We start from the raw sequence: 12,798 nt of genomic DNA, 5'->3' as shown, positions 1-12,798 counted from the left end.
ACCAGCGACCGGGGTCCTTGCTGACGTTCTCTCGATCCAGGGCTCGCTGCGACAAGCCCGGTCTCGTGATTGATCCGTGTCAGTCTGCTTCTTTTGCAGGACGTCGAGCACGATCCGGCTCATGGCAAGCGCAGCTCCGGCGCGGCAACGATCCTTATTCGCCGATCTGATCGATCGGCTTGAAATGGTCGCCCTCGACCGCATTGACGAAGATCACGGCGGACTTGTTGTCGCCCTTCTCGTTCCATTGCACCGGCTTCGCATAGGCGATGCCCTGGAACGTCAGCTTGCGAAGCGCTGCCACGACATCGGCACGCGTCGGCACACCTGCCTTTGCCTTTGCGGCGTCAGCGATCGCGACCATCAGCACGCGCGCCGAATCGTAGGAGCTTGCCGCATAGTTGTTGATCGGTCCGTACTTTGCCGTGTATTTCGCGCCGAAGTCGGCGCTGCCGGGAACGGTCCCGATCGCGGGCGCGGCCGAGAGAATGCGAACACCTTCCGCTGCCGTGGCGGCGCCTTCGGATGCCTGAATGAATGCCTTGGTATCCCAGCAGCCGTCGCCGCAGGTGAACAGTTGCGCCAATCCTTCTGCGCGCATTTCTTTCACGATCAGGGCGCCTTCGCGAATGCCGGCGAAGAACACCACGTCAAAATCCTTTGGCCACGACTTCACAAAATCGGCAAAATCCCGCTCGCCCACCTTCACTGATTTGCGCGCCACCACCGTGCCGCCGCTGCCAAATCCGGCGACGAACTGATCGGCCAGTCCGACGCCATAGGCCGTGCCGTCGTCGACCACGAGCGCGCGCTTCTTGCCCATCTTCTCGATGAGATAGTGCGCCAGACCCGGCCCCTTCCTGTCGTCGCGGTTGGTCAGGCGGAAGATGGTGGCAAAGCCGCTGTCGGTCACCTTCGGGTTCGACGCCATCGGCGTGATCACCGCAAGCGAGCAGTCGGCGTAGATCTGCCCCGTCGCGATGGCAACGCCGCTGTTGACGTGGCCGACCACGCCGAGAATGCCCGGATCATCGCAAAAGCGCTTGGCCACCGCCTTTCCGGCCTCGGGGTCGGCCTGGTCGTCGACCGCTACGGCCAAAACCTTGGCGCCGGCGATGCCGCCGGCGGCGTTACGCTCGTCCACGGCGAGGTCGACGGCCTGTTTCATCTCGACGCCAAAACCGGCCGAGGTCGTCGTGAGCGGCCCGCCAATGCCGATCTTGACTTCCTTGCCGGCCAATTGCGCGGCGGCGGGGGCCGCGACCGCCAGGGCGAGGACGGAGACAAGCAGAGGGAGAGCGCCGCGACAACGGGTCATGGTAACCTCCAAATTGCGTTTTGCAGGTCACAGGCTGTCACGCAGCTCAACACCAGTCAATAACGGATAGATGGTTACAGTTTTCCTCTTGCGCCGCGGCACGAAAACGCCTCAGATGAAGCTACTTTGTCGCGCTGCGGATCAGCCAAGGCCAGGCAATATGCAGTTTGATGGTTACACATGAGCGCCCACAGCCGGACCAAAGCCGTCCTCCCGACCTCGCGCGCCGGCAGCCTCGATCTGGTTGGCGGGGAACTGGCGTGGGATTTCACCAACACATCGTCGGCTCGCGGATTGCCAGTCCACCAGGAGCATTTGAGGGATTTCGACACGCTGATGCAGTGGGTCGAACACGCCCGCGTCATGCCGCCGTCCGACTGCGCCCACATACGCTCCACGCTATCAGGCCATCCGCGCCGGGCGCGGCTCGTCTTCGAACGCGCGATCGAGTTGCGCGAGTTGATCTGGACGATCGGCACCGCGCTTGCCGAACAGCGGCCGGTCTCGACCAGACTGCTCGACCTGCTCTCGGCCGCGCACGCCGAGAATTTGCGCCATGCCGAGATGCGGATGCGTCTCGGCAGCTACATCTGGGTCTTTGATCCGCGTCGCGACATCGAAGCGGCGATCCTGGGTCCGATCACACTGTCCGCCCTGACACTGCTCATGGAAAAGGACCTCTTGCGCACCAGGCGCTGTGCAGGCCTAGAATGCGGCTGGCTGTTCTTCGACACGACCAAGAACAATGGCCGCCGCTGGTGCGAAATGCGCGTTTGCGGCAATCGTGCCAAGGTGCGGGCCGCCCGCGACAGGGAGAGACGCACGCGAAATGGTTGATCAAAGCACACCACCCCGGCTCTGTCCCCGTGATGTCGCGCCGAGAAGTGGCATGGAGATTTGTAGGAACGGGCATCGTCCAGGCTGGCGAACGGCGTGATCGCTCCCTTCAATTGCCCTACTTTGCTCCTCTGGCCCGCCAGGTGCTGTCCTGGACAGCACCGCCCGCCAGCTATCGCAACTCGATCAGCAGATCCTTCGCGTCGACCTGGGTTCCCCGCTCCACCCAAATCTTCGCGACGACACCGTCATGCGGCGCGTGAAGGACCGTTTCCATCTTCATCGCCTCGAGCGTCATGAGAACGTCGCCTGCTTTCACCGATTGATCCCCGGCGACGCTGATGGTCGAGATCACACCGGGCATCGGCGCGGCAATATGCCGGACGTTGCCATCCTCGGATTTTGGGCGCGTCTTGACGGCCGACACTGCAGAGCGGTCGGGCACGGCGATGACACGGGGTTGACCATTGAGTTCAAAGAAGAGTTCGACCTGCCCCTCGTCACGAACATCGCCGATAGCCGTCAGGACGACGATGAGCGATTTCCCGTCCTCGATTTCCAGCATCAACTCCTCGCCGACCTTCATGCCATAGAAGAAGGCGAGGGTCGGCAGAACCGATACGGGGCCAAACTTGCGCTGAATGGCACTGAATTCGGCAAAGACCTTCGGATACATCAGATAGGCAGCAAACTCGAGATCATCCACTGCGCGTCCGCTTGCCTTTGCCGCCTCCAGCCGAAGCGATGACAAGTCGGCAGTCCCGAGCAGCGAGCCCGGACGCGCGTCGATCGTCGCCTCGCCCTTCACGGCCTTGTCCTGCAGCGCCTTCGGCCACCCGCCCGGAGGCTGACCGAGATCCCCGCGCAGCATGTCGACGACCGAGGCCGGAAATGCAATCTCGCGCGCCGGATCGAGGATATCTCCGGGCGTCAGTCCTTGGGACACCATCATCAATGCCATGTCCCCGACGACCTTGGAGGAAGGGGTCACTTTGACAATGTCTCCAAACAGGTCGTTGGCGGCGCGATAGGCCTTGGCCACCTCGTGCCAGCGCCCTTCAAGCCCCAGCGACCTGGCCTGCTCCTTCAGGTTGGTGAATTGTCCTCCCGGCATCTCGTGCAGATAGACTTCGGAAGCGCCGGCCCTCATGTCGCTCTCGAACGCCGCGTATTGGGCCCTCACCGCCTGCCAGTAGAGGCTGATGCGACGAATTGCGTCGGGATCAAGCGTGGTGTCGCGCGCGCCGCGCACAAGCGCCTCGACGATTGAACCGAGTGCAGGCTGCGACGTCGTTCCGCTCATGGCATCCATCGAAGCGTCGATGGCATCGACGCCGGCTTCGATCGCGGCCAGGATCGTCGCCCCGGCGATGCCCGATGTGTCATGGGTGTGGAAATGGATCGGAAGGTCGGTTGCGTCCTTGATCGCCTTGATCAGGACGCGAGCCGCTTCCGGCTTCAGCACACCCGCCATGTCCTTTAGCCCGAGGACATGGACACCTGTCGCTGCAAGCTCCCTTGCCAGGGCGGTGTAATACTTCAGTGAATACTTCGCACGTGACGGATCGAGAATGTCGCCGGTATAGCAGATCGCCCCCTCGGCGAGCTTGCCGCATTCCAGCACTGCGTCGATCGATACCCGCATGTTCTCGACCCAGTTCAGGCAGTCGAAAATCCGGAAGATATCCATTCCGGCTTCCGCCGCCCGCTGGACGAAGTAGCGAACCACATTGTCGGGATAATTCGCGTAGCCAACGCCGTTGGCGCCACGAAGCAGCATTTGGGTGAGGATATTCGGCACTTTCTCACGAATGAGCCTCAACCGTTCCCACGGGTCTTCCGACAGGAACCGCATGGCGACGTCGAAGGTTGCGCCACCCCAGCACTCCATCGACAGCAATTGCGGCAGGCCTTCCGCATACGATGGAGCAACCGCGACGATGTCCCTGGTCCTGACGCGCGTCGCAAGCAGTGACTGATGCGCATCGCGCATCGTCGTATCCGTGACGAGGACGCGCGCCTGGTCCTTCATCCAGCTTGCGAAACCCTTCGGACCCAGCCGTTCGAAGATTTGTCGCGTTCCATCGACTGGAGCGGCATCGAATCCGGGCGGTTCCGGAATAAGCGCGTTGGTCGCCGGTCGAGCCCGTCCCTTGGTGTCCGGATGACCGTTGACCGTGACGTCCGCGATCCACTTCAGAAGTTTTGTGGCACGGTCCTGGCGCTCACTGAAATCGAACAGAGCCGGCGTCTCATCGATGAACCGGGTGGTGTAGTCATTGGCGCGGAATTGCGGTTGGGTGATCACGTTGTGCAGGAATGGCAGGTTGGTTGCCACGCCCCGAATGCGATATTCGGTCAGCGCCCGTGCCATGCGGTCGATGACCTCGTCCGAGGTCGGTGCCCATGCGGTTACCTTCTCCAGCAAGGGATCGTAGAACCGCGTCACGACCGCGCCGGAATAGGCTGTTCCGCCGTCAATCCGGATGCCAAATCCCATCGCCCCCCGATAGGCGGTAATCCGGCCATAGTCGGGGATGAAGTTGTTCTGCGGGTCCTCGGTCGTTATCCGGCACTGCAGAGCGTGCCCCGACAAACGAATCTCTGACTGAGCGGGGATGCCTGTTTCAGCAACGTCACCGATGCGACCGGCGCCGGCGATCCTGATCTGAGCCTTGACGATGTCGAGCCCCGAGACGGATTCGGTCACCGTGTGCTCGACCTGGATCCGGGGGTTGACCTCGATGAAGTAGAACTGACCGCGCTCTGCATCCATCAGGAATTCGACTGTGCCCGCACCGACATAGTCCGTTGCGCGCGCAATCCTGAGTGCCGATTGGCACAATGCCTCGCGCGTCGTCGGCTCCAGATAGGGCGCAGGAGCCCGCTCGATCAGTTTCTGATGACGCCGCTGAATCGAACAATCGCGTTCGAACAAATGCACCTGGTTGCCATGCTTGTCACCGAGAATCTGGACTTCAACATGCCGCGCGCGACGCACCAGCTTTTCGAGATAGACCTCATCCTTGCCGAAGGCTGATTTTGCCTCTCGTCGTGCACTCATCACCGCGTCGACCAGACGATCAGGGCTCTCGATGGGCCGCATGCCCCGGCCGCCGCCTCCCCATGAAGCCTTGATCATGACCGGATACCCGATCGCGTCGGCCGCTGCGACAATCGACGCTGCGTCGTCCGGAAGGGGATCGCTCGCCGGCATCACCGGAACATTGCAGGAGATCGCGAGATTGCGTGCGGCAACCTTGTTGCCGAGGGTTCGCATCGTTTGTGGCGAGGGACCGACAAACGCAATTCCTTCGCGTTCGCATGCCTCCGCCAGTTCCGGGCTCTCCGAGAGGAAGCCGTAGCCCGGATGGATGGCGTCAATCTGGTGGTCCCGGGCAATCCCGATGATCTCGTCGATCGAGAGATATGCCTCCAATGCTCCCTTGCCCTTGCCGATCTGATAGGCCTCGTCAGCCTTGAAGCGATGCAACGAAAGCCTGTCTTCCTTTGCGTAGACGGCGAACGTTCGGATCCCCAACTCCGTCGCCGCACGAAATATCCGGATGGCAATCTCGGAACGATTGGCGACCAGGAGCCGCCGTATCGGCCTGTTGAGCGTCTTCGAATTCACCGTTTACTCCCGCCTCATCCCGGTGCGCGCCGGCTTGATAGAAAAAAGCCGTGCCCGAGGGCACGGCAAGGCTTCAGGGAGGAAAACCGGGAGATCCCGGTGCATGAGTGGATTCACACCCAGGCCTGTGCTCCGCTCGCGCGGAATCCAATAAAACATCGAGAAGGGAACCGATGCTCACCATCTGAGCGCGGCGGTGTGCACGGGATGATCCCAGAGCGCGGCGGTCTCCGCATCCAGCAAGCTGACGGTGATCGAGCAGCCGGCCATGTCGAGCGAAGTCACGTAGCTGCCGACCAGCGAGCGGGCGATGCGTACGCCGCGCCCCTCGAGCATTCTCCGCGCAGCGTTGTACATCAGATAGAGTTCGATCGTGGGCGTGCCGCCGAAGCCATTGACCAGCAACAAGGCCTGGGAGCCTGCGCGCGCGGCAAGATCGTCCGCGATGGCGGTGATCATCTCGGCTGCGATCGCATCTGCCTCCGCGCGCTTGACACGGCGGCGTCCCGGCTCGCCGTGGATACCGACGCCCATCTCCATCTCGTCCTCACCGAGCGTAAACGTCGGCGTGCCCGCGGCCGGGACGGTGCAGCTCGTCAGCGCCACACCCATCGAACGCGTCCGCGCATTGACCCGCTCGCCGAGCGCGACGCAGGCGGCGAGATCGGCCCCCTTCTCGGCCGCGGCGCCGACGATCTTTTCGACGATCAGCGTGCCTGCCACGCCACGGCGCCCAATGCTATGGGTAGAGCTTTCCACGGCGACGTCGTCATCGGTGATCACGGTGGCCGTCCGACATTCCGCGATCTCGGCGGCCATCTCGAAATTCATTCGGTCGCCGGCATAGTTCTTGACGATAAAAAGAACGCCGGCGTCTCCCGCGATCGCTTGTGCCGCCTCGACGATCTGGTCCGGCGTCGGCGAGGTGAACACCTGTCCGGGACAGGCAGCATCGAGCATGCCGTAACCGACAAAGCCGGTATGCAACGGTTCATGGCCGCTGCCACCGCCCGACACGAGCGCAACCTTGTTCCGGTTGAGCTCGCGGCGATGAACAAACTTCCGCTCTGGACCGAGCGCCACGATGTCGGCGTGGGCTGCCGCGAGACCGTCCAGACTTTCCTGGAGCACCGTCTCAACCGAATTTATGAGCTTCTTCATCTTCGCCATATCCAATCGAACTTACTTGTCTTGCACGAGGACGATCAGGCGCCGTGCGAACTCCTGAAACAGCGCGTCAAGTTGACCATTTCGCTTTGTGCTGCCGAGATCGGGCAGGTGAAGCGTCAGGGTTCGCTCATGAGGCCCTTCCGTGAGCCTGCTGGTCCGGCGCGGATGAGCGCGCGCGTAAGCGCGGAGGAAGGCTGCCTTGGCTTGGGGAGAAAAATGGCAGACGTCGAAGATCGTGTTGAGGTGCTGCACCGGTATCGGAACCGGATAGGTCGGATTGGAGATCTGGCTGACAAAACTGCGATTCTTTCCCATCGCGTGGGCAAGCCGCAATCGCATCCCCGAGGGACGCCTGTCCAACACTTCCTTGAAGATGCGTTTGTAAATGGCGACCGCGCCGGCATCCGCCTCCTCGTCCGTCGCCGCATCAGCCATGAGTTCCTCCGCCGCTCAAACGATCGACGGCTTGCTTGATCGGAGCGAGTGTCGATGCATTCACTGACAATTCTCGCAAACCGCATTCCAGCAGTGTGGACGTGCAGCGCGGATCGCCCGCCATGTCACCACACAGACTCACGCTGGTTCCAGTGAGCCGGCCGTGCTCGGCCGTCCGTTTGATCAATTCGATGACCGCGGGATGCAGCGGGTCCAACAGATTGGCAAGCGCCCCGTTCGATCGATCACACGCAAGGACGTATTGTGCAAGATCATTCGAGCCGATCGAGAAGAACGAGGCCTTGAAATTCGCGATTGCGAGCGCGGCAGCTGGCACCTCGACCATGATCCCAAGTTCAGGGAGTGCTGCCGCGATGCCGTTAGCCTGCAATTCGGCTACGACATGGGCGAACAGCTTGCGTCCTGCTTCGAGCTCCTCGGCCGACGTGACCATCGGGAACATCACCTTGAGATTGCCGCGTACCGCAGCCCTGGCAAGAGCACGCAGCTGAACGGCAAAAATCTCAGGTTGGGCCAAACAGAGACGCAGGCCCCGGACTCCGAGAAACGGGTTAGCTTCTCCGTCATGCGTGAACCCCAATACCGGCTTGTCACCGCCGGCATCAAAGGTACGAATGGTCACCGGACGTTGTCCGGCCCAACGAAGAACGGCATCATAGGCCTGAAACTGCGTTTCCTCGTCGGGCAGGCCTCCGTCGTCCGTCAGCAAGAACTCGGTACGCATCAGGCCGACGCCATCGGCGAATTGCGCGTCTGCGTGATCGAGATCGCCGACATGCTGAATATTGATGAAAAGCTTGATCCGTTCACCACGCCAGGACGCTGCGGGACGGCGAAGAATCGCCCGGGCAGCGGCTCGGCTCTTGCGGTGGACCTCGCGCCGGGCCTCAAACAAGCCGATCTGCTCGGCACTGGGATCAAGCTCGAGCGTTGCGCCCTCGCCATCGAGCAGCGCTGTCGAGCCGGTTGCGGGGAAAGTCCCCAGTTGCACAACCATCGGAACCCCACGCGCCCGGGCCAGCATCGCAACATGGCTGGTGGGACTGCCGCGCAAAAGAGCAAGTCCGCCTCCACCCGACCAGTCGATCTCGAGAAATTGAGAAGGCGGAAGGTCGTCCGCGCAGACCACGGCTCCACTGGGTATTCCCAGGGTCGCGCATTGGTCGCCTTGCAGGGCCCGGATCACACGATCGCGAAGGTCGGCCAGATCCGACGAACGAGCTCTCAAGTATTCATCCGGCGCAGAGCTATAGTCCGTGATTTGCTCGTCGAGCGCCGAACGCCACGCCGCGTCCGCCCGTGCCCCTTCGCCGATCGAAGCAAAGATCGCGGCTATGAAGTCTTCGTCCTCAAGGAGCGCGACTTGAAATTCCAGAATTTGCGCGGCCTCTCCTCCGGCGATCGCGGCAAGGTCTGCGATCTGCCGGCTGGCTGTGTCGACGGCGCTTCGCAGAGCCAGCGCTTCGTCCACCAGGCTGCCGGCCACCCGGTCGGTGCTGGCAAGCTGATCGACACGGACAAACGGTCCATGAGCGAATCCGATTGAAGCAGTCCTGCCGCGGTAGGACGATCCTGCAATGCCGTTCCGCATGTTACGAATTCCCGTCCGGAAAATCGGTCGCGATCAGATCGACCAGCGCCGCGACGGCCGCCTCGGCGTCACTGCCCGATGCCTTGATTTCGATCGTGCTGCCGTGCGCCGCACGCATCGCCATGATCTTGGCAACGCTCTTGGCGTTGATCCATTCGGGCGCATCCGCCACACGCACCGAAACCTGGGCCTGGAACTTCTTGGCCAACTTTGTCAACTTGACTGCGGGACGCGCGTGCATGCCCACGGCATGCACCAAGCGCACGCTGCCTGCGAATGTCTGTTCGTCAGCTTGAGAAGTTTCCAGCATAGTCATTTTCCATCACACCTTCGTCGAACGTCAGCCGGCGGAGAGTTCCTCGGCCACGGCCTTCACCTGTGCGAGCGAGCTTCCGCCCGCCGCCTCGGTCGCCGCCATCACTGCGCCTTCCACGATGGGCGCGTTGCAGACAACGACGAGATCCTGCCTTTCAGGCTCGAGCATCTCGACCGCCATCTCGCTGTTCGTCTCGGCGCCGCCGAGATCGACCAGAATAGCGACGCCCTTTGAGGACCAGACGCTGTTGATCGCGTCGATGATCAGCGGCACGTTGGTGCCGAGTCCGCCATCAGAATTGCCGCCGCAGAAAGCAACCTCGACCTCGCTGCCGACCATCTGCCGCACCATGTCGGCAGTCCCCTTGGCGATGTCAGCCGAATGCGAGACGATCACGATTCCAACCGTATCGGTCATTGTTGTCCCTCCAGGCCCGCACATACCGCCTGTACCAGCACGCAGCTCGACCGCGCGCCTGGATCGACATGTCCAACGCTGCGCTCACCGAGGAATGAGGCCCGACCCTTGGTCGCCCGCATCGGCGCGGTCCGCTCGGCAGCCTCTGCGGCGATCGCGCGTACCCGATCGATCAGATCGGCCTGGCCCGCTGCCGTCCTCAAAGTCTCCAGCACCGGGATCAGCACATCGAGCATCGTCTTCTCTCCGGCCCGCGACCGGCCTCGCGCGCTCACGGCGCTTACGCCGCTGTCGAAGATGTCAGCAAGATCGTGCGGCAATTGCCCATGGTGAGACGCTGCCTCGCCGGCCGCGAGAAAGAAGCTGCCATAGAGCGGACCGGATGCGCCACCGACGGTCATCACCAAGGTCTTGCCGATCATCTTCAGCGCCGCGTCGAGCGGCTGCGCCGAGATGGCATCGAGCTTGCCGAGCACGGCTTCGAAGCCACGCTTCATGTTGGTCCCGTGGTCGCCGTCACCGATCGCCTGATCCAGGCTCGTCAGCTCCGGCGCGCTGGCGATGACCTGCTCTGCAGCAGACCTCAGCAACGTCTTGAATGTCTCGGGATGCAGCGACATCGAACTATCCTCTCTAAACCATCGCGTCCAAACGTTGTCCCGCAGCGTCGAAATACAGCGGATTGGTCAGCCGCATTTCGACTTCCTGTCCGGACTGCAACGGTTGGTGCGGATCTGCCAGCGTCACGAGCATCTGGCCCCTGTAGTCCAGGTGGACATGATTCTGCTCACCCAAATGCTCGACCCGGTTCACGCGACCGATCAACCGTCCGCCGTTGCGGGCTGCGATCTGCAAGTGTTCGGTGCGGATGCCCACCGTTTGGGTCCCGCGCGGGAGCGGGATATCGGACATAAGGCTGGCTGGAAGCAGATTGATCTGGGGCGTGCCGAGCCGCGAGGCGACGTAGCTGCTGGAGGGATTCTCGTACATCTCCCGCGGCGTGCCGACCTGCAGGAGCCGACCGTCCTTCATCACGCCGATGCGGCTGGCCATCGTCATGGCCTCGACCTGATCGTGGGTCACGTAGAGGATTGTTGCACCGACCTCGAGCTGGATCCGCTTGAGCTCAAGCCGAAGCTCGGCCCGCAGCTTCGCGTCCAGCGACGACAGCGGCTCGTCCATCAAATAGATTGAGGGATCGCGCACCAGCGCGCGACCGATCGCTACCCGTTGCATTTCGCCACCGGACAGCCGGGTGGCGCGATTGTTCAACTTGCCCGCGATGTGCAGCAGTTCCGCGGTCTGCTCGACGCGCTTGCGGATGATCGGCTCCGCCACCCGCCGCGCCGGAGAGCGCAGCGGAAATGCCAGGTTGTCGAAGACCGTCAAATGCGGATACAGCGAGTATTGCTGAAACACAAAGGCGATGTCCCTGGATCCGGGAGGGTCCTGCGTGACGTCGCGCCCACTGATCATCACCGACCCGGTATCGGGGCGTTCAAGCCCGGTGATCAGCCGCAGTGTCGTGGTCTTGCCGGCGCCGCTCGGCCCGAGCAGCACCAGAAATTCACCGTCATTGACGGCCAGCGACAGCTCACGAACGGCTTCGACCGCGCCGAAACGCTTGCTGATGTTGCGGAGCATGACGTCAGACATGACGGACGGTCCCTTCGTTTGCGCTGCGTATCGCCAGTCCACTGCCCGCATCGAACAGCGTCAGCCTTTCGGACTGGAACTCAAGGCCGACCGCCTCGCCGATCCGCACAGTTGCAGCGGACGGCAATCGTGCCGCCACCCGCCCATGCGCCGTGTCGACCGTGACAATCTGGGTGGTGCCGAGATATTCCGCGCCGAACACTTTTCCGCGCACCTGTGCACCGTCGGAAAAGCGAACGTGCTCCGGACGCACCCCCAGCACGAGCGGCCCACTTGCGCGATCCTCGCGAACCTCGGGTACCGCAACATTCGCGTCCTCGAGTCGAATTGCACGATCGCCGGATCGCAGACCGCCCTCAAAGCGCAGGAAGTTCATCGAAGGCGAGCCGATGAAATCAGCGACGAACATGCTGGCGGGCCGGTCATAGACCTCCTGCGGCGCGCCGATCTGCTCGACGCGGCCCCTGTTCATGATCGCGATCTGGTCGGCCATCGACATCGCCTCGAGCTGGTCGTGGGTGACGTAGACCGTGGTCGCCTTGATGCGATCATGCAGGTCGCGCAGCTCGCCGCACATCAGATGACGAAACTCGGCGTCGAGCGCCCCGAGTGGCTCGTCCATCAGGAAAGCCTTCGGCCGCCGCACCATGGCGCGTCCAAGCGCGACGCGTTGGCGGTCGCCACCCGAGAGCTTCGAGGTCTTGCTCGACAGCAAGTGCTCGATCCGCAACATCCGGGCCGTCTCCTGCACCCGCTCGCCAATTTCCCGTCGGCTCATGCCCTGGCACTTCAGCGGGAAAGCGATGTTCTCTGCGACATTGAAATGGGGGTAGAGCGCAAAGAGCTGAAACACGAAGGCGATGTCGCGCGCGGCGGCACGGCGAAAGGTGACGTCCTCGTCGTCGAGCAGGATCTTGCCCTCGGTCGGCAATTCGAGACCGGCGATCATGCGCAAGGTCGTGGTCTTGCCGCAGCCGGACGGACCCAGCAGCGCAAAAAAGGCACCATCGGGGATGGTGAAGTTGGAGCCCTGGACAGCTGTAAACTGGTCGAAGGATTTCCGCAGGTTTTCAACGCGAATCTGTGCCATCGACCGCTACTCCGGAAAATGGCTAACGACGGTGTAGCCCAGCGTGCCGCCTAAAATCGTGACGAAGGAATAGCTGTACAGATCGATGGACCAGGGCTGCACCAGCATGACGATGCCGCCCCCGATCAGGGTCATGGCAACCGCCTCCCAGCGGCCGCGACGGAACCAGCGTGATAGCCCACTGGGGATTGATACGTCGGTCATTTGCGGACAGCTCCGAATGTGATGCCGCGCAGCAGATGCTTGCGTAGCAGCACGGTGAACATGACGATCGGGACGACGAACAGGGTGGTTGCGGCGGCAACCGCCGGCC

12 protein-coding genes and 1 pseudogene are annotated in these 12,798 nt (G+C 62.4%); 1 reads left to right on the top strand and 12 read right to left on the bottom strand.

Going from position 1 to position 12,798, the window contains the following annotated elements; all coding sequences use genetic code 11:
* Positions 1-154 precede the first annotated feature (154 nt).
* Entirely contained in the window at positions 155-1,318 is a 1,164-nt protein-coding gene (locus JQ586_RS09975; RefSeq protein ID WP_212394365.1) for a branched-chain amino acid ABC transporter substrate-binding protein, read from the bottom strand.
* A 180-nt stretch (positions 1,319-1,498) separates the two neighbouring features.
* Between JQ586_RS09975 and JQ586_RS09970 the strand changes: the two genes are divergently transcribed.
* Positions 1,499-2,155 (top strand): CGNR zinc finger domain-containing protein, encoded by a 657-nt coding sequence (locus JQ586_RS09970; protein WP_212394364.1) that lies wholly within the window; start codon positions 1,499-1,501, stop codon positions 2,153-2,155.
* A 172-nt stretch (positions 2,156-2,327) separates the two neighbouring features.
* Here the strand turns inward: JQ586_RS09970 and pyc are convergent, their stop codons facing one another.
* The 11 genes and pseudogenes from pyc to JQ586_RS09915 all read right to left on the bottom strand — a co-directional run.
* Positions 2,328-5,789: a pyruvate carboxylase gene (pyc, locus tag JQ586_RS09965; RefSeq protein ID WP_212394363.1), complete on the bottom strand. Its 3,462-nt coding sequence runs from the start codon at positions 5,787-5,789 to the stop codon at positions 2,328-2,330.
* 177 nt (positions 5,790-5,966) lie between these two features.
* Positions 5,967-6,950, bottom strand: coding sequence for a dihydroxyacetone kinase subunit DhaK (gene dhaK / locus JQ586_RS09960; RefSeq protein WP_212394362.1), 984 nt, complete (start codon positions 6,948-6,950; stop codon positions 5,967-5,969).
* A 21-nt stretch (positions 6,951-6,971) separates the two neighbouring features.
* Positions 6,972-7,394, bottom strand: coding sequence for a hypothetical protein (locus tag JQ586_RS09955; RefSeq protein ID WP_212394361.1), 423 nt, complete (start codon positions 7,392-7,394; stop codon positions 6,972-6,974).
* Positions 7,387-9,006: a phosphoenolpyruvate--protein phosphotransferase gene (ptsP, locus tag JQ586_RS09950; protein WP_212394360.1), complete on the bottom strand. Its 1,620-nt coding sequence runs from the start codon at positions 9,004-9,006 to the stop codon at positions 7,387-7,389. The genes JQ586_RS09955 and ptsP overlap by 8 nt, the downstream gene beginning before the upstream one ends.
* A 1-nt stretch (position 9,007) precedes the next feature.
* Complete coding sequence (locus tag JQ586_RS09945; protein ID WP_249147451.1) at positions 9,008-9,316, bottom strand: HPr family phosphocarrier protein; 309 nt, start codon at positions 9,314-9,316, stop codon at positions 9,008-9,010.
* Between the two features lie 30 nt (positions 9,317-9,346).
* Entirely contained in the window at positions 9,347-9,739 is a 393-nt protein-coding gene (gene dhaM, locus JQ586_RS09940) for a dihydroxyacetone kinase phosphoryl donor subunit DhaM (protein ID WP_212394358.1), read from the bottom strand.
* The gene (gene dhaL / locus JQ586_RS09935; RefSeq protein ID WP_212394357.1) at positions 9,736-10,359 is read right to left on the bottom strand and encodes a dihydroxyacetone kinase subunit DhaL; all 624 of its coding nucleotides are present in this window, start codon (positions 10,357-10,359) and stop codon (positions 9,736-9,738) included. Before dhaL ends, dhaM begins: the two co-directional genes overlap by 4 nt.
* Before the next feature lie 13 nt (positions 10,360-10,372).
* On the bottom strand, positions 10,373-11,395 hold the full coding sequence (locus JQ586_RS09930; RefSeq protein WP_212394356.1) for an ABC transporter ATP-binding protein: 1,023 nt from the start codon (positions 11,393-11,395) through the stop codon (positions 10,373-10,375).
* Complete coding sequence (locus JQ586_RS09925) at positions 11,388-12,485, bottom strand: ABC transporter ATP-binding protein (protein ID WP_212394355.1); 1,098 nt, start codon at positions 12,483-12,485, stop codon at positions 11,388-11,390. Before JQ586_RS09925 ends, JQ586_RS09930 begins: the two co-directional genes overlap by 8 nt.
* A gap of 6 nt (positions 12,486-12,491) precedes the next feature.
* Positions 12,492-12,689 carry a hypothetical protein gene (locus tag JQ586_RS09920; RefSeq protein WP_212394354.1) on the bottom strand — a complete coding sequence of 66 codons (198 nt, stop codon included), beginning with the start codon at positions 12,687-12,689 and terminating at the stop codon, positions 12,492-12,494.
* Positions 12,686-12,798: pseudogene (locus JQ586_RS09915) on the bottom strand (carbohydrate ABC transporter permease); the annotation flags it as partial. The pseudogene JQ586_RS09915 and the gene JQ586_RS09920, both read right to left, overlap by 4 nt.

Origin of the sequence: Bradyrhizobium jicamae, assembly GCF_018130215.1 — a bacterium.
Taxonomy (GTDB): Bacteria; Pseudomonadota; Alphaproteobacteria; order Rhizobiales; family Xanthobacteraceae; genus Bradyrhizobium; species Bradyrhizobium jicamae_A.
Note: the sequence above shows the minus strand (reverse complement) of the source record. Positions and strands in the feature narration are given on the sequence as shown.